19 protein-coding genes, 1 pseudogene and 1 riboswitch are annotated in these 20826 nt (G+C 69.9%); of the genes and pseudogenes, 10 read left to right on the top strand and 10 right to left on the bottom strand.

The features are described from left to right. Positions 1–17: 17 nt before the first annotated feature. Entirely contained in the window at positions 18–1607 is a 1590-nt protein-coding gene (gene aceB, locus ACFVTC_RS26795; RefSeq protein WP_390131074.1) for a malate synthase A, read from the top strand. 252 nt (positions 1608–1859) lie between these two features. Here aceB and ACFVTC_RS26790 read toward each other — a convergent pair whose 3' ends face one another. The 5 genes and pseudogenes from ACFVTC_RS26790 to ACFVTC_RS26770 all read right to left on the bottom strand — a co-directional run bounded on the left by ACFVTC_RS26790 (position 1860) and on the right by ACFVTC_RS26770 (position 5145). Beyond that, the gene (locus tag ACFVTC_RS26790) at positions 1860–2615 is read right to left on the bottom strand and encodes a CbtA family protein (protein ID WP_390131073.1); all 756 of its coding nucleotides are present in this window, start codon (positions 2613–2615) and stop codon (positions 1860–1862) included. A 19-nt stretch (positions 2616–2634) separates the two neighbouring features. Then, complete coding sequence (locus ACFVTC_RS26785; protein ID WP_390131072.1) at positions 2635–2850, bottom strand: CbtB-domain containing protein; 216 nt, start codon at positions 2848–2850, stop codon at positions 2635–2637. 37 nt (positions 2851–2887) lie between these two features. Beyond that, positions 2888–3038, bottom strand: a riboswitch (cobalamin riboswitch). A 165-nt stretch (positions 3039–3203) separates the two neighbouring features. Further along, positions 3204–4307: an enoyl-CoA hydratase/isomerase family protein gene (locus ACFVTC_RS26780; protein WP_390131071.1), complete on the bottom strand. Its 1104-nt coding sequence runs from the start codon at positions 4305–4307 to the stop codon at positions 3204–3206. Then, positions 4304–4435, bottom strand: a pseudogene (locus ACFVTC_RS26775) (acyl-CoA dehydrogenase family protein); the annotation flags it as partial. The pseudogene ACFVTC_RS26775 and the gene ACFVTC_RS26780, both read right to left, overlap by 4 nt. Positions 4436–4677: 242 nt before the next feature. Continuing rightward, positions 4678–5145, bottom strand: coding sequence for a MarR family winged helix-turn-helix transcriptional regulator (locus ACFVTC_RS26770; protein ID WP_390131070.1), 468 nt, complete (start codon positions 5143–5145; stop codon positions 4678–4680). Positions 5146–5612: 467 nt separating this feature from the next. Here ACFVTC_RS26770 and ACFVTC_RS26765 point away from each other — a divergent pair, with 467 nt between their 5' ends. Then, positions 5613–6410, top strand: coding sequence for a spermidine synthase (locus ACFVTC_RS26765; RefSeq protein ID WP_390131069.1), 798 nt, complete (start codon positions 5613–5615; stop codon positions 6408–6410). 110 nt (positions 6411–6520) lie between these two features. Here the strand turns inward: ACFVTC_RS26765 and ACFVTC_RS26760 are convergent, their stop codons facing one another. Next, positions 6521–8881 (bottom strand): discoidin domain-containing protein, encoded by a 2361-nt coding sequence (locus ACFVTC_RS26760; RefSeq protein ID WP_390131068.1) that lies wholly within the window; start codon positions 8879–8881, stop codon positions 6521–6523. 263 nt (positions 8882–9144) lie between these two features. Between ACFVTC_RS26760 and ACFVTC_RS26755 the strand changes: the two genes are divergently transcribed. Continuing rightward, positions 9145–10380, top strand: a complete 1236-nt coding sequence (locus ACFVTC_RS26755; RefSeq protein WP_390131067.1) for a PP2C family protein-serine/threonine phosphatase — start codon at positions 9145–9147, stop codon at positions 10378–10380. Between the two features lie 281 nt (positions 10381–10661). Here the strand turns inward: ACFVTC_RS26755 and ACFVTC_RS26750 are convergent, their stop codons facing one another. Next, a complete protein-coding gene (locus tag ACFVTC_RS26750; protein ID WP_390131065.1) occupies positions 10662–11288 on the bottom strand; it encodes a DUF1345 domain-containing protein in 627 nt (208 codons plus the stop codon). Positions 11289–11590: 302 nt separating this feature from the next. Between ACFVTC_RS26750 and ACFVTC_RS26745 the strand changes: the two genes are divergently transcribed. Beyond that, entirely contained in the window at positions 11591–12256 is a 666-nt protein-coding gene (locus ACFVTC_RS26745; protein WP_390131063.1) for a hypothetical protein, read from the top strand. Positions 12257–12433: 177 nt separating this feature from the next. Further along, entirely contained in the window at positions 12434–12913 is a 480-nt protein-coding gene (locus ACFVTC_RS26740; protein ID WP_390131061.1) for a GreA/GreB family elongation factor, read from the top strand. 23 nt (positions 12914–12936) lie between these two features. On the opposite strand, the gene ACFVTC_RS26735 is transcribed toward ACFVTC_RS26740, so the two are convergent. Beyond that, positions 12937–13218 (bottom strand): hypothetical protein, encoded by a 282-nt coding sequence (locus tag ACFVTC_RS26735; RefSeq protein ID WP_168532965.1) that lies wholly within the window; start codon positions 13216–13218, stop codon positions 12937–12939. Positions 13219–13760: 542 nt separating this feature from the next. Between ACFVTC_RS26735 and ACFVTC_RS26730 the strand changes: the two genes are divergently transcribed. Beyond that, complete coding sequence (locus ACFVTC_RS26730; RefSeq protein ID WP_390131059.1) at positions 13761–14222, top strand: Hsp20/alpha crystallin family protein; 462 nt, start codon at positions 13761–13763, stop codon at positions 14220–14222. A gap of 97 nt (positions 14223–14319) precedes the next feature. On the opposite strand, the gene ACFVTC_RS26725 is transcribed toward ACFVTC_RS26730, so the two are convergent. Further along, positions 14320–15156, bottom strand: a complete 837-nt coding sequence (locus ACFVTC_RS26725; protein ID WP_390131057.1) for a family 1 encapsulin nanocompartment shell protein — start codon at positions 15154–15156, stop codon at positions 14320–14322. Further along, positions 15153–16142: a Dyp-type peroxidase gene (locus ACFVTC_RS26720; RefSeq protein ID WP_390131055.1), complete on the bottom strand. Its 990-nt coding sequence runs from the start codon at positions 16140–16142 to the stop codon at positions 15153–15155. Before ACFVTC_RS26720 ends, ACFVTC_RS26725 begins: the two co-directional genes overlap by 4 nt. Before the next feature lie 170 nt (positions 16143–16312). Here ACFVTC_RS26720 and ACFVTC_RS26715 point away from each other — a divergent pair, with 170 nt between their 5' ends. The 4 genes from ACFVTC_RS26715 (at position 16313) to ACFVTC_RS26700 (ending at position 20769) form a co-directional block, all read left to right on the top strand. Beyond that, complete coding sequence (locus ACFVTC_RS26715; RefSeq protein WP_390131053.1) at positions 16313–18166, top strand: FUSC family protein; 1854 nt, start codon at positions 16313–16315, stop codon at positions 18164–18166. A gap of 182 nt (positions 18167–18348) precedes the next feature. Beyond that, complete coding sequence (locus ACFVTC_RS26710; protein WP_390131051.1) at positions 18349–18903, top strand: NADPH-dependent FMN reductase; 555 nt, start codon at positions 18349–18351, stop codon at positions 18901–18903. Positions 18904–19072: 169 nt separating this feature from the next. Then, positions 19073–20155, top strand: a complete 1083-nt coding sequence (locus tag ACFVTC_RS26705; protein ID WP_390131050.1) for a CE1758 family FMN-dependent luciferase-like monooxygenase — start codon at positions 19073–19075, stop codon at positions 20153–20155. Beyond that, a complete protein-coding gene (locus ACFVTC_RS26700) occupies positions 20152–20769 on the top strand; it encodes an FMN reductase (protein ID WP_390131049.1) in 618 nt (205 codons plus the stop codon). The genes ACFVTC_RS26705 and ACFVTC_RS26700 overlap by 4 nt, the downstream gene beginning before the upstream one ends. Positions 20770–20826 lie beyond the last annotated feature (57 nt).

The raw sequence follows: 20826 nt of genomic DNA, 5'->3' as shown, positions 1-20826 counted from the left end.
TCCAACGGGAGAACCTCATGTCCACCAGTGCACCGACTCACCGCGTCCGGGTCCTCGCGGCACCGGGCGACCGCCACGACGAGATCCTCACGCCCGCCGCTCTGGACTTCGTCGGCCGCCTCGCCGCGGCCTTCTCCGGGCGCCGCCGGGAACTCCTGAAGGAGCGCGGACGGCAGGCCATACGGCTCGCGGCGGGAGCCCCGCTAGACTTCCCGCTCGCCACCGCCGCCGTCCGCGCCGATCCCTCCTGGCGCGTGGCGGCGCCGGCTCACGGACTCGGCGACCGCCGCGTCGAGATCACCGGCCCACCGGACCGCCGTGGGGCCGTCAACGCCCTCAACTCCGGGGCACACGTGTGGATGGCGGACTTCGAGGACGCCACCTCCCCCACCTGGGACAACCTCGTCGGAGGCCAGCTCACGCTGCTCGACGCCATCGAACGCCGCCTCGACTTCACCACGGAGGAGGGCAAGCCGTACCGGCTCGGCGACCGGCTCGCCACCATCATGGTGCGGCCCCGAGGCTGGCATCTGACGGAGGAACACCTGGAGTTCGACGGCGGACCCGTACCGGCCCCACTCGTGGACTTCGGTCTGTACTTCTTCCACTGCGCGCGGCGGCAGATCGACGCCGGGTACGGCCCGTACTTCTACCTGCCGAAGCTGGAGAACCGCTACGAGGCGCGTCTGTGGAACGATGTCTTCGTCCTCGCCCAGCACTTGCTCGGTATCCCCCGCGGCACCGTCCGGGCCACCGTCCTGATCGAGACGATCACCGCGGCCGTGGAGATGGAGGAGATCCTCCACGCGCTGCGCGAGCACAGTGCAGGCCTCAACGCGGGCCGTCGGGACTACCTGTTCAGTCTGATCAAGACCTTCGGTCACCGCGCGGACGTCCTGCTGCCGGACCGGGCGGCTGTGACGATGACCGCGCCGTTCCTGCGCGCGTACACCGAGCTGCTGGTACGCACCTGCCACCGGCGGGGGGCCCACGCCATCGGTGGCATGGCCGCCCACGTGCCGGGCCTGGACCGGGCCTCTGACGAGGCGGCACTGGCCGGCGTCCGGCTCGACAAGGAGCGTGAGGCCGAGGACGGCTTCGACGGCTCCTGGGTCGCCCACCCCGGTCTCGTGCCGGTGTGCCGTGAGGTCTTCGACGGTGTACTCGGCGACCGGCCCCATCAGATCGAGCGTACCCGCGGCAACACCGGGGTGGACGCCGCGGACCTGCTGCCCGTGCGCCGCGTCGGCGGGCCGCCCACCGAGGAGGGCGTGCGCACCAACATCGCGGTCACGCTCCGATACTTCGATGCCTGGCTGCGCGGCAGTGGGGCCGTCGCCCTGTACGGCCGGATGGAGGACGCGGCGACCGCGGAGATCGCCCGGGTACAGATCTGGCAGTGGCTACGGCACCGTGTCGTCGACCGGGAGACGGTGCTGCGGCTGCTCGACGACGAACTCGCCGCACTGGGTGCCGAGTACCCGTGGGCCGCCGTCGACGAGGTGCGGTCCCTCTTCGAACGCAACGCCCTGGAAACCGAGTTGCCCCTGTTCTTCACCCCGGACGCCTACACCCGCCATCTCGTCCGGCACGCCCAGGCGGCCTGACCGGTCGGCCCGCGCGGAGGTTCCCCTGATACGACCAGGGTTGAGGTCCCTGGTGCATCCGGGGTCGAGGGCCCCGGGCACCGGTGGATCCGGATCGAGGGGTCCGGACGGCGCCGCCGGCCGAGAGTCGCAGGCCGTGGATTCCGGGAGAACGCGAGAGGGCCCCCGGACGGATCCGGTGGGCCCTTCGCGCGAGATCGCCCGCTGATGTCCCAGGGGGCGATCTCGGTAGGTCGTCCCTGCGCCGATCGGTCAGTTCGGGACGGGAGTTGCCGCCGTGGGGACCGCCGCCGGACGCGGGGCCAGCAGACGCTGTGCCAACTCCCCGAAGACCAGGCCGAAGCCGGTCCACAGGGTGAGCTGGATGGCGAGGGCCGAGGTACGGAACCGCCACAGCAAGGTGGCCGGGAAGTCCTTCGGGACCTCGTTGATGACCGGGAGGAACTCGTACGCGATTCCGATCGCGAGAGCGAAGAAGACGACCGCGGCGACGGTGGCGTACCAGGTGCCCCAACGGGGTGCGAGCCGCTTGCCCAGGATCACGGCGGCGACCGCGAGCAGCACACTCAGCACCATCATCAGGAAGTACAGCGTCGTGCGCTTGCCGATGGTGTCGGGGTCGCCGACGGACGGCGGGTTGGCCGGGTACTTCAGGAACGGCACGACGTACACCGCGAGCAGCGCGCAGCCGGACAGCAGCAGCGCGGTCGCGCGCGGGCTGAAGCGTCCGACGCGGCCGAGTGCGAAGCAGTACGCGAGGGCGGCGATCCCGCCGAAGGCCACCCCGTAGATCAGCACGCCGGTGGCGAGGCCGCCGGTGGACTGAAGGCTGCGGCTGACGATCTCGACCTCGTGCCCGTGTGCCGGGGCGTGGGCCTCTTCGAATCCGATGGCGTCGTCGACGCTGGGCTCGCCCAGGAAGTAGGCGACGACGAGGGCCAGCACACCGGCGGCGAGGCCGGCGAGCATGCCCCGCACGAGAAGGTTTCTGACGGTTGCGGAGTTCATGGGTGCGCGGTGTCCCTCGTCAGTGGCAGGGGAAGCCGAGGAGGTGGCGGGCGTCGTGCACCCACTCGTGAACGTCCTCGCCGGAGACGACGGAGGTGGCGCCCTGCTCGGCGCCGACGAAATAGAGCATGACCAGCATCAGGATGCCGAAGAAGACCGCCCAGGGGACGATCGTGCCGATCGGCAGCTTGGCGGGCATCGGGGTGGCTGTCGGCGGAGCGACGGTCTGCGCCATGGCAGGACCTCCTCGGGAGTTCGCGTCCCATCTCGGTGGTGCACAGGACGACAGCTGCGGGTCTGACTTGAGAAACCCCCTGAGGACGGGGTCTCGTTCACAGTGGCGCGACCGTGCCGGATTTCCACCGGCTTCCGCCATGCCGTCGTCGATATCGCACTGACCGTACCGCGTGGCGGGTTCATGGCCAAGACCGTCCCCGCCGCCGTGATCTTCGTCTCGCCGGGCGGGGCGGCGGCCGTGACCTGTGGGTCAGCGGTGGGGAAAGCGGGCCGACCGCTTCCCGGCGAACACGCTCAGGGGCCACTCATATGCCCCGGCCCGATGAACGCGACGGAACGCGACGGCCCCGCTCACGAGGGCTCCTCCCGCGTGATGTCGGGTGCGACGAGGCCGAGTTCACGCTCGCCGAGCGGTGTGAAGAAGCGTGCGACGTCCGCGGCGGAGACCTCGGCGAGCGTCGGCGGTGACCAACTCGGTGCGCGGTCCTTGTCGATGACCTGGGCCCGGATGCCCTCCACGAGGTCCGGTTCGGTGAGCGCCGCGCAGGAGACGCGGTATTCCTGGTCGAGCACCTTCTCCAGGGAGCCGGGCCGGCGGGCTCCGCGCATCGCGGCGAGGGTGACCTTGAGCGCGGTGGGTGACTTGGTGAGCAGGGTCTCGGCAGCCTTCTTGGCCGCGATGTCCCCGTGGTCCAGCAAGCGGCTCACGATCTCCTCGACGGTGCCGGCGGTGTAACAGGCGTCGATCCAGCGCCGCGCCTCCGCGAGGACCCCGGGCGGCGCGTCCCTGACGTGACGGCCCAGAACTTCCCGTACGGGCGCGTGAGCGAGGTCCTGGACGAGTCGTGGCAGGGAGTCGGACGGCACGTAGTGGTCGGACAGCCCGCACAGCAGGGCGTCGCCCGCGCCCACCGGGGTTCCGGTCAGTGCCAGGTGTGTGCCCAGTTCACCGGGCGCGAGAGCGAGGAGGTAGGTGCCGCCCACGTCCGGGACGAAGCCGATACCGGTCTCGGGCATCGCGATCCGGGAACGCTCGGTGGCGATCCGTACGTTGCCGTGCGCGGAGACACCGACGCCGCCGCCCATCACGATGCCGTCCATCACGGCGACATACGGTTTCGGGTAGCGGGCGATACGGGCGTTGAGCCGGTACTCGTCGCGCCAGAAGGCAGTCGACGCCGTGCCGTCCCCGTACCGGGCGTCGTCGTGGATGGCGCGGATGTCGCCGCCCGCGCACAGTCCCCGCTCCCCCGCGCCGGTCACGACGACGGTCTTCACGGCCGGGTCGTGTTCCCAGAGCGTGAGCGCGGCGTCGACGCGGCGGACCATGGCGTGAGTGAGGGCGTTGAGCGCCCGGGGCCGGTTGAGGGTGACGTACGCGGCGCGCCCCTCGGTACGCAGGAGTACGGATTCGTCGGTGCCGGTGAACGCCCCGGCGTCGTGGGCGCCGGTCATCCGAACGCCCCCATCAGGCCGCGGGCCACGTTGACGCGCATGTTCTCGTTGGTTCCTTCCAGGATCCGGTGGACACGGAGGTCGAGGACGATCTTCTCGGTGCCATGGTCGCTCAGGTGGCCGTCGCCGTTGCGTGGGGGCGGGGACCCGGTCGGTCACGGAGCATCCGGTGGGCGGCGGTGGCGAACCGCCCGGCCATCGCGCGGGGGTGCGACGGGCGACGCCGCGCGGCGTGTCGCAGCCTCTGGTCGCGACACGCCTGCCGTCTCGGCACCGACACCCGCGTCCTCGACCCGGAGCGAGACCGGGCGTCGACGTACTCGTCGGCCGGGAGAAGCGCGACCGGGCCGGCCCCGGGCGGCCCGCGTCCCTATCGCGGGGCTATACGCTCCAGCAGTCGGGCGGCCGCGGCGATGTCGCATCCCTCCAGGCGTGAGAAGACGTGACGCCGCACGCTCGCGAGATTCGTGGGCCATGCCTGCTCGAGGCGCGTCCGTCCCGCGGTGGTCAGGGAAGCGAGCCACCCGCGTCCGTCGTTCGGGCACCTCTTGCGCAGCACGAGCGACTGCGACTCCAGGCGGTTCACCACTCTCGTCGTGCCGCTCACCGACATTCCGCACGTGTTCGCCAGGTCACTCATGCGCAGTTGGGCGTCGGGGGCCTCGGAGAGGTGCACCAGTACGGTGTACTCGGTGCCGCTGATCGGTTGGTCCATGAGCATGTCGGCGTCGACGGCGCGCGACAGGGTCGCCGTCACTCTGCCGAGGGCCCGCAGGAACGCCTCCTCGTCGACGGTGAGGGGCTGGATCGTCTGCTCAGGCTCGATCGCGTCCGCCATGAACACAGTGTAGGTGTCGGGCGGCGACCTCATCCGGTGTGCGTCCCGAGCTCCGACGAGAGGTGCCGGAAGCAGGAGCACGGCACGCAAACCGCGTGGCGGACGGTCGGCGACGCGGCCGCTTCGACGAACCCACGCCTCTGCCCGGTGCACCGACTCCACTGCCGGACAGAGGCGTTGTCGTTGCTGGACGGCAGCGCCGCGGCCATGACGGACACGACCGAGGTGTGGCGTTCCCCGTCCGGCCGCTCGCCGACAGTGCCTCCGCGGTGGCCTGTCTCCGCTTCCCTTTTCCCTTTCGTCCCGCACGCGCGTCCCGCCGACGACGTGTGCCGAGAGCTCCGATGCCAGGCGCGCGGCCGGTGCTCGCCTTACACGATCATCCGGTTCCGGCCAGTACGGTACCTACCTGTGGCGCGGCCCGACCGCCCGCCGCCAGTGGACCAGGAAGCGGAGAAGAACACCGGATGAGCGTACGTTTCGAGGAGATCGACTGGCGGTCGACGCCCATGGGCGAGATCAGTCTGCGTCGTCGCCGGCACCCGGTGTCAGGAGAGGACGTGTACGAGGTCAAGCTCGGCGACGAGTACCTGATGTCGAGCCTCTTCACCGAGGGCGAGGTCGAGCTGGCCCGCCTCGGTCTGGCGGAACTGCCCGAGGGCCCGCTCGACGTCGCCGTGGGCGGTCTCGGTCTCGGGTACACGGCCAGGGCGGCGCTGGACGATCCGCGGGTCGCTTCGCTGATCGTGGTCGACGCCCTGGCCGAGGTGATCGACTGGCACCGGCGCGGCCTCGTACCGCTCGGCGCTGGCCTGGCGTCGGACCCCCGGTGCCGACTGGTGCGCGGAGACTTCTTCGCGATGGCCGCGGGAAGCGCGGCGGCGGGCGGCCCGGTACCCGCGGACGGTCCCCAGGCGGAGGGTGCGCGGGCCGGGACCGGCGAGGCCGCGCGCGGGCTGGACCCGGAGAGTCCCGGGCGTCGCTTCCACGCGATCCTGCTGGACGTCGACCACTCACCGCGTCATGTGCTGCACCCCGGCCACGCCGCGCTCTACGGCCGGGAGGGGCTGACCGCGCTGGCGGAACTCCTTTATCCCGGAGGTGTGTTCGCCCTGTGGTCGAACGACCCGCCGGACAGCGAGTTCGGCTCGGTGCTCGCGGAGGTGTTCGTGCAGACCGCCGCGCACGTGGTCGATTTCGACAACCCTCTCCAAGGCGGCACCGCGGCCAACACCGTCTATGTGGCACACAGGCGTGCCGAGTGAGGTGACCCGCCCCGTCCGGCGGACGAGACCGCCGCTTCCTGTCGGCGAGCGGCGGTCCGCGCCTGGCACCGACCGTGTTCCGACAGACCCGCGGTCTGTCGGGGCGCGTCCTAGCCTGTGTATGCCTCCAGTTCCGACAACTGTGCCGCCGGCCAACCGGTGTTACCCGTGACGGTGACCCTCAGATAGCGCGTGGAGGTGCCGGGCAGGGTGACGGTCGCGGTGTTCCCGCTCGCCGGATCGAACGTGTAGGACGCCGAGGACTTGAGCGTGGTGTAGGCGTTGTTGTCGGTGCTGCCCAGGATGCTCAGGGTCTGAATACGGCCGGCCCAGGCGGACGCCGGGGGCAGTTTGAGGACGACACGCTTCACCGCCTTGGAGGCGCCGAGGTCGACCGTGACCGACTGGGGGAAGGCGTTGTTCGCGCTCTCCCAGTAGGTGTTGGCGTTGCCGTCCACGGTGTTGGTGGCAGGGTAGACGTCGGTGTGGCTGGTTTCGGTGACAGGCCGGTTCTTGGCGAGGTTGACGGTGGGGTCCGCCGGGGGCTCGGTCGGTGGGTCGGTGGGCGGGTCCGTCGGCGGCGGTGTGCCTCCGCCCGGTACTCCCCCGTTGGTCCACTTCGGATCGGGCCAGGTACCGGTGCAGACCGGAGGGTCGGCGTACCAGCCGCTGTTGCCGGCACCGCGGGTGATCTCGAACCCGGACCCGATGCAGTTGTGGATCGGATTGGACTGGCCGATGTTGGTGGCCGTCACGTAGCTGAACGACGCCGTGCCCGGAGCCTGGATCTGCAGGGCGTAGGTACCGGCCCCGTCGATCCGCACATGGTCGAAGTGGAGACCTCGTGTCGCCCCCTCGATCAGCATGATCGCGGCGTACGAACTGTCCAGGATCTCGCTGTCGGTGACGTTGATGGTCGCGTCGACCGGTTCGTTGAGCCCGCTGAACCAGACCGCGCCGACACCGAACTGCCAGTTGTAGTCGTTGTTCCCGGTCCGGATCAGGGTGTTGCGTGCTGCCGTGATGGTTCCCGAGACCGCGGTGCCCTGACCGGAGTTGACGCCGGGATAGCGGTTGGCGATGTGCAGGCCACCGCCGTTGGTGAGGGTGTCCGCCATGACGTTGTCGGAGATCGTGATGTCCTTGCCGCCGTACGTCACGATGTTGTTGGCGAGGATCGGCAGGACCACCGTGTTGAAGGTGAACTTGTTCTTCACGTTGGGCACGCTCTCCGCCCACATCGCCAGTCCGTCGTCACCCGAGTTGCGTACGAAGGTGTTGGTGACCGTGGAGTTGGTGACGCCCATGTGGAAGTTGACGCCGTCGGCGGTCTGATCGAGGATGCGGCTGTTCTTGATGGTGAAGTTGTCCATCGGGCCGTCCATCCAGGCCCCGCATTTCGTGTGCTGCATCCACACGTTGTCGACCGTCGAATTCGACAACGCGCCACCGATGGCATTGACCTGGTCGTCGTCCACTCGCTCGCGGATGTCACCGATGATGGCGAAGTCCTTGAGGGTGACGTTCTTGCTGCCGCCCTGGTTGGCGTACTTGCCGTAGACGCCGACGGCCTTCGCCCTGTTCGACGGGTCGCGGCCGGTCAGAACGCTGTACCAGGGGCCCGCGCCCGCCAGGGTCACCTGGTCCACGACGATGTGGTCGCGCACGTCGTACGTGCCCTGCGGGATGTAGACCGTCCTGCCTTGTGCCTTGCCCGCGTCGACCGCGGCCTGGATCTTGGCGGTCGAGTCCGACGCGCCGGTGGGGTCGGCGCCGAAGTCACTGACGACGTCGAGAGCTCCGGACGGCTTGCCTGTCGGCGCGCCCACCTGCTCGAAGTCGGCGAGGTCGATGGTGAACGTCGGTGAGTCGCTCGTGGACGACACCTGCAAGCGCACCTTGCTGCCCGCCGGCAGCGTGGAGCCGAACATGGTCCGGGTCTCGTCGTAGAAGTGGTGCGGGTTGGTGTCGCCGGGGTTGTTGTTGAAGGGGTAACCGCCGTAGTACCAACCGTACTTGGATGTCACCGGGACGGTCTTGAGCTGGTTGCCGTCGACCTTGAGGTCCATCGTGGCGCTGCGGCCGGTACCGGCGGAGTTGTCCGGCAGCGAGTAGCGGAACGACATGGCGTTCGCGGGAGCCGTCAGCGTGAACTCGACGTACTCGCCGGTCGCGTCGAGCGTCACCGCCTGACGGCCGGAGGCTTCCGCGGGCAGTCGGCCGTACAGGCGGTCCGGGCCGATCAGTGTGCCGTTCGTCGCGGCGTACTCGGCCTCCTGTTCCTTGAACGGCACGGTTGCGCCGCGGCCGGAGATCCCGACGGGTGAGGGGGCGGGGACACCGGCCGCGGAGGCGGCGGGAGCGGAGAGCGCCACGGCGGCGACGGCGCCGGCCGCGGCGAGGGCGAGCGACACCGAGGCGGACATGCCGCGTCGCAGCGTTCTGCGTCTGGCGGAAGGAGTCACAGTCATGCGTCCTTCGGGGTTCGTGGGGGTGCGCGGACGCGAGAAGGCTAGAAGCACGGATGCAGGAAGTCCATGACTGCGTGCAAAATTCGAATTGATCGACGCAAATAATGGATGCCCTCAACTGTCGGCAACACCCGCGACACCGCCCCCTGGCCGGTGCGGGGCTTCCACGACTCGTCCGGGGGCTGAGGGGCGCCCGAGCCGGACGGACCGTAGCGTGAAAGGGCAGGTCGAGCAGCAGGGGCACGGACAGGGAGACGGTGAACATGCAGGGGATGGATTACGAGGCCCTGTTCGCCGCCACACCGAGCCCATATCTGGTGCTGGGCCGGGACCTGGTGATCGTGGAGGTCAACCAGGCCTATCTGGAGGCGACGGGCCGGAGCAGACAGAACCTGCTCGGACAGCGCATCTTCGATGCCTTCCCGGACAACCCGGACAACCCCGAGGCCGACGGCGTGGAGAACCTGAGCGCGTCATTGAACCGGGTGCTGGCCACACATGAGCCGGACACGATGGCGCTCCAGCGGTACGACATCGCGGTCATGGGGCGTCCCGGAAGCTTCGAGGAGCGGTGGTGGTCCCCGATCAACACGCCGATCATCGGGCAGGACGGACGGGTGGCCTGGATCATCCACCGGGTGGAGGACGTGACCGCGTTCGTGCAGGCGTACAACACGTGGAGCGGGCCCGGGAAGCGCCTGACGGAGCGGGACGCACTGGAGGCCGAACTGTACGGTCGGGCCCGGGAACTCCAACGGCTGAACGAGGAACTGCGCAACGCCCACACCCGCGAGCGCCAGGTCGCGGTCACGCTTCAGGAGGCCATGCTCCAGTCGCCGGACCTCGCCCGGCATCAGGACGTCGCGGTGCGCTATCTGCCTGCCGCGGGTTCACTCAACGTGTGCGGCGACTGGTACGACGTGGTCGACCTGGCGGACGGCCGTTTCGCGGTGGCGGTCGGCGATGTCGTCGGTCACGGGCTGGAGGCGGCCGCCGTCATGGGGATGCTGCGCAGCGCCCTGAGCGCCGCGATCCGGGCGCTGGAGCGGCCCGCCCAGGCACTCGAGGTGCTGGGTCTGTACGCCCGTTCACTGGAGGGCGCGCTGAACACCACCGTCGTCAAGGCGATGGTGGATCCCCGTAGCCATTTGATCATCTACAGCAACGCGGGGCATCCGCCTCCCGTACTGGTGCACCCGGACGGGACGTGCAGGCTGCTCGACGAGGCGGTCGATCCGCCGCTGGGAGCCCGGCCCCAGCACGTTCCTCGCCCGCAGGCGGGTCAGCCCTACAGTCCCGGGGACACCCTCGTTCTCTACACCGACGGACTGATCGAGCGTCGCGACGAGGACATCGACGCGGGGCTGACCAGGCTGACCGAAGCCCTCGGGCACCACAGGTTCTTGGGCCCGGAGCACCTGGCGGACGCCCTGCTGGCCGATCTCGGTCTCGTCCGCGGCTCCCATGACGACATCGCTCTTGTCATCGTCCGCCTGTGACGTCCCGGGTCCGTCGACGACGGACCCGGACGTGAGCAGGGCCGCGTGAGCCCCGCTCCTCGGTACTCAGGACTGCGGTCGTCGCCGGTGGTTGGCGGCGTGCTTGCGGCGGGCCCTCTTCTTCCGGCGTCGCTTCGAGGACATGGGAAGCCTCCTGTTGACACGCTCGGGGCGTTTCGGCCAACCATCATTTCACAGGGGACCTGACCTGGCGATTCGCGCGGCGTCACCCGTCCTGGCACCTCTCCGGATCGGTGGGGCCCAGATCGGTGGGGCCCGGATCAGTGGGTCACGATTCCCACGACGAGGTTGATGGCGGTGGCGAGGATGCTGGTGCCGAAGACGTACGACAGGAGGCAGTGCCGCAGCACCAGGGCGCGGATCGTCGGACTCGAGACGCTGGTGTCCGAGACCTGGTAGGTCATTCCCAGGTTGTAACTGAAGTAGAGGAAGTCCCTGTACGCCGGTGGCTGCTCGGAGTTGAAGTCGATCCCGCCCGCCGACTCCGGGTAGTAGAGGTAGGCGTAGCGGGTGGCGTACATCAGGTGCAGTGCCGCCCAGGCCGTGAACACACCGGCAAGGGCCGTCGCCGCATGCGTCGGGTCGGAGTTGCCGATCAGAAGCACGACAATGCCGACCAGGCCGCACACCGCAGCAGCGATGACCACCAGTTCCTCGGCGACGGGCCGCAGATCCTCACGTCGCGCGTGGCGCCGAGTCGCCTTCGCGTCCATCGGCCACAGGACGATCCAGCCCGCCACGACGAAGAATGCCTCGGTCGCGGCGATGCCGGCCAGAATGCCCAGCGTCGTGTCGACGGTGACGCCGACGGCGACACCGGTCACCGCCCCGACGACCACCGCGCAGGCGAGCCTCGGAAGAGCGGAGACCGGCAACCAGGTGCTCATACGTCAGAACTCTAACGGTCTCGTCCCAGGTCAGCGCCCGGACACCGAAGTCGTCAGACCCCTCCGGCCATCCTTGGGGAGCGGACCGACCGCGCCCGCCGGCCGCCCGCGACGCCCTCGTCCCCCTCTGCCGCGAGCCCGTCCGAACGCTCCCCGCCGGCCCACCGGAGCGGCGCCCGGTGACACGGCGATAGCTCGCATGGGCCAACAGACGAGCGTGTCACGGCCCCGGGCGGCAGGGTGTTGATGCGGGCTTCGGAGCGGCCACGCGGGATGACGAGCATCTACGGCCTGGAGGATCTATGCGGGAGAAGCCGCTGAGCAAGATCGGCGACGAACTGTTGCACCTGCGCCACGGCTTGTCACACACCTCGGAGCACCGGACGCCACCCGCCGGGTTCGGCATCGACCGGTCGCTGGTCAGCGGCTTCGTCGCCGGTGAGCTCTCGCAGCAGGACGAGACGGAACTCGCCCGGCAGATGGCGGGGCTGATGCCCTTCCACTGGTCGCAGCCCAACAGCTACGCCTCGGTCATGTCCCAGATCGCGGATCACCTCGGTGGCCAGCGGGGGCTGATGACCTGGCTGGACCGCTTTCCCGGTCTGCCGCGCCTGGTGGCCCGTCTCTACGTCCTCATGGGGCTCCTCGACCAGTACAGCGAGAACGCCGCCGTGGTCACCGCGTTGCGCGAACTCCGCGAGCGGACGCCCTATCCGGCGGGCCTCAAGGAGTACCTCGTACCGGAAACCGATGACGACACTCTCGCCGGCATCGCCTTCAGGATCGAGGAACTTCTCGGTGACGAGGAGAGGGACAGGGCCGTGGACCTCGCGCTGGCCACGACGGCCTGTCTGCGGCAGCTCGCGCCGCGCGCCGAGGAGATGGATCCCGGGATCGGTGACCTGGGCGAGCTGATGGACCACAGCCGACAGGACATCCAGGACGCGGCCGCCGAAGCCCGGGTCTGACCTACACGCGTCATCCCGATCCCACTGCCCTGTCGAGCCGCGCATGTCGCCCGCCCGTCCTCGACCCGGCCGGAGATCCCGGCCCCCGCCTCACAGGCTCAACCGGCGGGCCCGCCAGCGGCCTTGGCAGTATGGACGGTTTTCGATCCTCCCGCGCCCCACCCCTCAGGAGCAGGAATGAGCAGCGAACCCGCGCCGATCAGCGAAGCCGCCCGTCGCGCCCTCGAACAGGAGCTTGCCGACATCCGCGCGGAACGGCAGACGGTGGCGGCGACCCTCCGGAACACCGACACCATCGGTGACCACGCCGACCAGGCCGACGAGTTGCAGCGCGCCAACGACCTCGAGCACCTGGACGCGCGCATCTCGGAGATCACCACACGGCTCGGTCAAGCGGCCGACGCGGGCCGCCCCTCCACCGATGTGGTCGGTGTGGGCAGTACGGTCACGGTGCGGTTCGCCGACGGCACGGTGGAGACCTTCCAGATCGGCGACGTGGCCGAGGAGTTGGACCAGACGCTGGTCACGGCCGACAGTCCACTCGGACGCGCCCTCCTCGGCCGCCGTGCCGGAGACCCGGTGCACTACAGAACGCCCGAGCGGAAGATCACGGCGGTGGTGGTGTCCCTCGGGAAGGCTCCCGGGGGACAGGACTGAGTGATCCGTGGCCGGACTCGGGTTCAGCCCTTGTAACGGGTCGGCGGGTAGGGGGCACGCGCCTTCCGCGGGGCCGTGCTCGCCGGGATCTCACCCGCGCCCACCTCACGGTCGATCTCGTCCCGCTCTGCCTGGTAATCGGCCTCCGGACTAGGTGACTTACGGGTACGCAGATCCACGTCCTTGCGGTCGCGTTGCGTCCGTTGGGCGAGATCTTCCTGGTCGGGGCGCCGGGGCAGCCCCCTGCCGTGGCCGTCCTCCGGGTTGCCCTCGACCGCTCGGTTGGACTTGTGGTGGTGTGCCATGCGTCGGTCCTCCTCCAGTGCGCACCCGAGTCCGTACGCCCGTGTGCGCCGTGTGTGTCAGGGTGCCGGGATCCGGCGTCGCCTGTCCTCCGGCCGCCCGCCCGAGGTGCGGGAGTGCTGGTGCGGCCTCGATGAGCCGTGCGATCAGGACTCTCCGTACCGCCGGTGCCGATGACGCGGACGGCATGCCGAGGGGCCGGTCCAGGGATCCGCTGAATGGATCGGACGAGTCGGGAGCGGTCGACGACATCGGCATGACAGGTCCTGGTGCTGCGACAGGTCCTTCTCACCCAAGCGCGATGCCCACCGCACCGCAACCGGAGAGCGGCGCGGAGATCGAACAGCGGGCGTGCGGGGAACGGAGACCGGCCGGGGAGAGCGCGGCGATACGGGGGCTGTGACGAGTTGCCCGCTACCGGCACCCCGGAGAGGATCGATCCGCGGACCGGGAACCGTGCGCGCTTGACCGCCGTCGGCGAATCCGGGGTCCGGGCCCCTCCAAGACCGGAGATCCGGGCCTCTCGAAGACCGGAGACATGGTGATGAGTGAACGAACGGACACCACCCGATCGAGCGCGGTACGGGCGGCCTGGTCGGCCGGCCACGACCCGGCGGCCGAACTGGAGCAGCTGTGGGGCGAGGTCAGCCGTCTGCTCGAACGATCGTCGCCGTCGGCCGGATCCTCGCGGCACTGGATGCCACTGACCGAGGAGGAGGACGCCGGCGACGCCTACCAGGTGCGCGCGGAACTTCCCGGCGTCCCCCGGGCGTGCGTGAGCGTGGAGATCGACGGGCGGGAACTGCACATTCAGGGAACGCTCGACGACACGACGCGCGGCCATGCGCTGCGCCGTCGGTCGGGTTCGTTCTCCTACGGAATCCGGATCCCGGGTGACGTCGACGTCGAAGCCGTCCGGGCCGACCTGTGTGACGGAGTCCTGACCGTAAGGCTGCCGAAGACGGGAGTCTCCACACGGCGGACGATCGCCCTCGGGGCGGACTGACCCGGCGGGCGAAGGCCCTCGCGGCTCCTCATCGCACCGTCCGGTCGGCCCCGACCCGATGAAACGGCGTTCCGGGAGCTGCCTGTCTCCGCCGCAGTCAGGCGGTCCCGGTGCCCGCGGCCGGGTCGAGCACCACCACGGCTTCGTCCGTGTAGACCAGGAAGGTCAGGGTCTGGCGGAAGTACAGCTCGATGTCGGTGGCGTCGTGCGTCGTGTAACCGACGGCGAGATCCTCACCGAGCAGCAGTTCGTAGTCCCCGCCCCGGGTGGTCAGCAGGAAGCCCCCTTCGATGGCGGGCGCCCAGATCAGCTCACCGTCGAGCATGCGCCCGAGATGGCTGGCGACGGGATAGCCGTGGTCGGAGGTCTCACTGACCGCCGTGTACGCCTCGGCGCCCAGGAGCAGCGAGTACGGGCCCTGGACACCGGCCAGGCGCAGTGCCGTGAGGGCGCTGCTCACCGCGTCCGGGAAATCGCGCGGTTCCGCGGGGAGCCGCAGTACGGGATTGGATGTGCGCCCGCGCAGTCCGTCGATGCGAGCGGCCCCGTAACCGTTGAAGACGGCCGCGTCCTCGGCGAACGCCATGGTGCGCGCGGCGTCCTTGACCGGCTGCCAGTCGGAGTCCTTGGACCCGCGGTCGACGTCGTCGACAGCCGCGCGGCTCACCGTGAACGGCACCCGCAGTTCGACCAGGGGCCGCGCCCCGCGCAATCGTGCGTGAACACCGGCCGCAGGTGCCTCGATGCCGGAGAGATGCCCCGTGCCCACCGCCGCGAGCTCGGGGCCTTCGGGGCCGGAGACGTCCACGACCCGCCGGCCGGCGAGGTTGCGGCGGAACGTACGGCGTGCCTCGTCCTCGATCTCGGCCCATGCTCCGGGCGTGATCGGGGCGAGCTCGCGGTGCAGATTGGTGACGCTGTCGGGCGTGGTCATGTCCGGACTCCTTTGAGGCTGCCGATCCCCAGCGACCCGTCCGGCGGCGACGTGCCGCCCGGAGCGTCGGGAAGGTCGTCGAGAAACGTGGCGGTCGGCACGTGGAACAGGCACCCGGTGATCGCGGTCGAGAAGTCGAGGATGCGGTCGTGGACGGCCGGGGCGTCTCCGAGGAACATGTTCCTCAGCATCTGTTCGGTCACGTCGGGTGTACGTGCGTAGCCGATGAAGTACGTGCCGAACTCGGCGTCTCCGAAGGTGCCGAACGGCATGTTCTCCCGCACGATCTTGCGCTCGTTGCCGTCCTCGTCGGTGATGGTGTTGAGTGCCACGTGGGAGTCGGCGGGCTTGGCGTCGTCGGAGAGTTCCACGTTGGCCAGCTTCGTCCGCCCGATCACCAGCTCCTGTTCCTGCGACGACAGGGCGTTCCATGCCGTGAGGTCGTGCAGGTACTTCTGGACGATCACGTAGCTGCCCCCGGTGAAGTCGGGGTCCTCGTCGCCGACGAACACCGCGTCGAGCGCGAGCTGCCCTTCGGGGTTCTCACTGCCGTCGACGAAACCGAGCAGATCCCGCTCGTCGAAGTACTTGAAGGCGTGGACTTCGTCGACCACCATGACCGCGCCGCGCAGCCGTTCCGTGATCAGCCGGGCCAGTTCGAAACACAGGTCCATACGTCGTGCTCGCAGGTGGAAGAGGAGGTCTCCCGCGGTGGCCGGGGCTCGATGGCGTTCACCCGCCAACTCCACGAACGGGTGGAGCCCCTGCGGACGCGGGCCGCCGAAGAGCCGGTCCCAGGCCGCCGAACCGATGCCCACGACGCAGCTGAGTTCGTCGTGGGGTGCGCGGAACGCGACCGAGCGGCGCAGGCCCGAGACATCCTCCAGCAGGTCCCGGACGGTGTCCTCGCGACCCGGCGCGATCATGACCACAAGGAACACGGCGGCCCTGGCCGGCGGGACGATCACGGCTTGGGACTCAACCACGAGCGGCCTCCTCGAGCGATACGGAAAGGTCTGTCACGTGCGGAACGATCGATCCCTCTTCCCATCCTGATGCGTCCCGGTCGAAAGAGCGCGAGGGCCGTCTCCCCGCTGACGGCCCCGTTCGAAGCGGGATGGCCGCACAACGATGCCTGAACGGGTATACACGCCACATGCCGTTTTCGCGCCGATTCGTCCCCCGCGTGCCCTGGCGCGGCTGGCGGCACGCGGCCGTGGGCGCGGGGCGCGCGCTCTCGCCACGCGGTGCGCTGACCCTGCACGACGTGGACGGAGCGCTCTTCTTCGCCGTGCGGGCCGCCTTGGCCATGGGCCTGGTCGGCGTGCCGATCGTGCAGGCGGGACGGCCCGACCTCGCGGTGTACGCGATGCTCGGTTCCTTCACCACCACGTTCGGCCGCGATCTGCCCTACACCCGCCGCGCCCGCGTACTCGCCGTGGTCGCCGTGGCCATGACGGCGTGCGTGGGCTGCGGTTCGGCCCTCGCGGCGTGGGCCGGTTCAGGAGCGGCGGGGGGAATCGGCACCGCGGTGGCCGTCGCGGCGACGGCCGTCGTCGCGGGACTGGCCAAGTTCGTCTGTGACGCCACACGCCTGAGTGGTCTGGGCGCGGTGCTGTTGCTCTTCGCGTTCGCGGTGGCCGCCAATGGCACGCCCACGGGCGCCGAGGTGCTCCCGCACACCGCCCTCGCGGCGACGGGGGCGGCATTCGCCTGGCTGCTGGCCGTGTCCGGCCGACTGCTGCATCCCGACCGGCCGCAGCGCCTGGCGGTGGCCACAGCCCTGCGCGAGCTCGCGGAGCTCCTGGACGCGTCCGCCGTCGGCGACGTGCCGGGCCGGACCCGGCACGCGGCGACGGTGGCCGTCCTCCACGCGTACCACTGTCTCGGGCTGCCGCCTCCGACACCCACGCGAAGAGCGGCGGCCGGCCGCGACGCGGTCTTCGTGCGGCTCGCCGACCTTTCCTGGACCCTGCTGATCGGCTCGGTACGGCGCCCGCCCGAAGACCCGGTCGCCACGGCTCGCCACCTGCGCCTGCAGGCTCGCCTCCTCACCGACCGGCGCCGCCGCGTCCCTCCGGCGCTTCCCGAACCGCTCCGCCGGCACGAGACACCGACCCCGTCAGCGGATGTACGCAACGACGGCATCCCCTCCTCGACCTCCTGGACCTCCCCGACCTCCTCGACCTCCTCGACCTCCTCGACGGGAACGTCCGCGACACCGGGCGATCCCGCTGTCCTGCGCGCGACGACACTGCTGATCGGGCGCCCCGGCGGCACCGACCGCCTGGCGGCCCTGGCCGTTCCCGCCCTCCGCATGGCTCTGGGAACCGGTGTGGCGGGCGGCCTCGCCGCTGTCCTGAACCTCGAGCACGGCTACTGGGCGGCGATCTCCGCGGCCGCCGTTCTGCACTCGGTCAACCTGCGCACCACGGCCCAGCGCGCCGTGCAGCGGACCCTGGGCACGGCCTTGGGGCTGGTGCTCGCCCTGGGAGTGCTGGCAGCCCACCCGGAGCCGGTGGAGCTCGCGCTGGTGATCGTGGTCCTGGAGTTCCTGCTGGAGTACGTCGCGGCCCGCAACTACGCCCTCGCCGTCGTCTTCCTCACCCCGATCGCACTGCTGCTGAGCGATCTGGCCGCCCCCTCCCCGGCCGGAGAGCTGGTTCTCGACCGGGTGCTGGGCAGCGCCGTGGGGATCGCCGTGGGGCTGGGCTGCGCGCTGCTGATCGTCCACGACCGGGCCGCGGTACGGGTGGAACGCGCGCTGGCCGCGTGCAAGCGCGCGGCCGAGCAGGCCGAGCGGGCCCTGAGCGACCCACCGAGCGACCCTGACGGGCCGGCACTTCCCGTGGTCCAGGTGCGTCTGGCCATGTCCGTCGTGGAACTCCGCGAAGCCGACGACACCGCGGCCGGCGAACTGTGGCCGGCCGAGATCGACCCGGCCGAACTCGCCGCCGCGGAACAACGGGCCTACCGACTGCTCCACCGGCTGCACGGCCTTCGTTCCTGAAAGGTGCCGGGCGGTCGCGCCGAAGAGCCGGCGGTGCTGGCCGACGCGCGGACCGGGGGTGCCGCGGCTCACACCGCTCCGACCCCACGCGGCCTGGATTTACTTGTTGCATCAATCATTTTATGCTTGACTCGTCAAACAAATCCGCGCAATCGCGCGTACCCGAATTGAGGATCGACGGCATGACGAGAATCGGCATCATCATCGGCAGCACCCGTCCGGGCCGCAACGGCGAGGCCGTGGCCAAGTGGGTTCATGAGATCGCGTCGCAGCGCGTCGACGTCGAATTCGAACTGGTCGATCTGCTCGACTACAAGCTGCCGCACCTGGACGAGGCGATGCCGCCGTCGCTGGGCCAGTACAGCCAGCCGCACACCCGTGAGTGGGCCGCCAAGATCGCCTCGTTCGACGGTTTCGTCATGGTGACGCCCGAGTACAACCACTCCACGTCCGGTGTGCTCAAGAACGCCATCGACTACCTGTACGCCGAGTGGAACAACAAGGCCATCGGTTTCGTCAGCTACGGCTCGGTGGGCGGCACTCGCGCGGTCGAGCACCTGCGCCTCGTCGCCGGTGAACTGCAGATGGCCGACGTCCGCTCGCAGGTGGCGCTGTCCCTGTTCACGGACTTCGAGAACTTCAGTGTCTTCCGGCCCGGCGACCTCCACCTCGACGGGCTCAACACGATGCTGGACCAGGTCGTGAGCTGGTCGAACGCTCTCGCGTCCCTGCGCTAGCCACTCGGCGAGCTGGGCGGCCGCGACGGCGGCCGTCCACCGTGTTCGGCAGGGGTGTCACAGCCGGCAGCGGTACAGCATCACCAGCCGGTTCGTTCCCGGCGCCATCTGTCGCCTCTGACGAATTTCGTGATGCGCGTCGGCCTTTTCAAGGGAAAGCGGGAACGACATGCAATTCGGGATCTTCGGAGTGGGCGACGTCGGCGTCGACCCCACGACCGGCCGGCAGGACAGCGAGTACGACCGGATCAAGGCCGTTCTGGAGTACGCCGAACTGGCCGAGCAGGTGGGGCTGGACGTCTTCGCGATAGGCGAGCACCACAACCCGCCCTTCATGCCGTCGTCCCCGACGACCCTGCTCGGACACGTCGCGGCCCGGACGAGCAGGATCGTGCTGTCCACCTCGACGACCCTGATCACCACCAACGACCCGGTGAAGATCGCCGAGGACTACGCGATGCTGCAGCACGTCGCGGACGGCCGGGTCGACCTGATGATGGGCCGCGGGAACACCGGACCGGTCTACCCCTGGTTCGGCAAGGACATCCGTGACGGAATCGCCCTGGCCGTCGAGAACTACGCGCTGCTGCGCAGGTTGTGGCGCGAGGAAGCCGTCGACTGGGAGGGCCGGTTCCGCACACCGCTGCAGTCCTTCACGTCGACTCCGCGGCCCCTGGAGGGCATACCGCCCTTCGTGTGGCACGGCTCCATCCGCAGCCCGGAGATCGCCGAACAGGCCGCGTACTACGGTGACGGCTTCTTCCAGAACAACGTGCTGTGGCCGAAGGAGCACGTGCAGCGCATGGTCGGGCTCTACCGCGGACGGTACGAGCACTACGGACACGGGCCGGCGGACCAGGCGATCGTCGGGCTCGGCGCGCAACTGTTCATGCGGCCGAACTCGCAGGACGCGATCCGCGAGTTCCGGCCGTACTTCGACAACTCACCCGCGTGGGGAAACGGTCCCTCGCTGGAGGAGACCACCGCCCGGACCGCCCTGTTGGTGGGCAGTCCGCAGCAAGTCATCGAGCGCACCCTTGAGTTCCGTGAGCACGCCGACGGTGACTACCAACGCCAGCTGTTCGCCGTCGACGCCCTGGGGCTGCCCCGCGACACGGTGCTCCAGCAGATCGAGATGCTGGGCGAGGTCGTACAGGTGCTGCGGAAGGAGTTCGAGGTCGGGCGTCCCGCGCGGATACCGGACGCCCCGACTCACGCCTCGCTGAAGGCGGCCCGCGAGGCCCGGCCGTGAAGCGGCGCCTCATCGCGGTCGCCTCGGCAGGACTGCGGCAGCCGTCCTCCACGCTCCTGCTGGCCGAACGCCTCGCCGCCGCGACCCGTCGCGCGCTCGAGCGGCTCGGTGCCGAAGTCGACGTGCGGAGCGTCGAGTTGCGCGACTACGGGCATCACCTCGTGAACAACATGATCACCGGATACCCCTCCGAGGAGCTGCGTCCGGTGCTGGACACCGTCGCGCGCGCGGACGGGCTCATCGTGGTGACCCCGACCTTCGGCGCCTCGTACAGCGGCCTGTTCAAGATGTTCGTCGACGTTCTGGACGAGGGCGTACTGGAGGACAAGCCCGTCCTGATGGCGGCCACCGGCGGCACGGCACGGCATTCGCTGGTGCTCGACCACGAGATGCGGCCGCTCTTCTCCTGTCTGCGCGCGGCTGTGGTGACCACCGGGGTCTTCGCCGCGCCGGAGGACTGGGGCGGCGGCCACGCGTCGGCGGCGTCGCTCGCGGACCGGACGGAACGGGCCGCCGGCGAGCTGGCGCGTGAGGTGGACCGCCGGGACACCCCGGTCGTCGAGGATCCCTACATGTCGCCGACACCGTTCGAGAACCTGCTCGCCGGGGGCTGACCGTGGGGTGGCAGGACGCGGCCCCGCCGGCTGGGGGCCCGCGCCCGCGGCGAGACG

The sequence above is a fragment of the Streptomyces sp. NPDC057950 genome, from assembly GCF_042887295.1.
Classification (GTDB): Bacteria; Actinomycetota; Actinomycetes; order Streptomycetales; family Streptomycetaceae; genus Streptomyces; species Streptomyces kaempferi.
The sequence above is the reverse complement of the archived record's forward strand: the minus strand, read 5'-3'. Positions and strand labels throughout refer to the sequence as shown.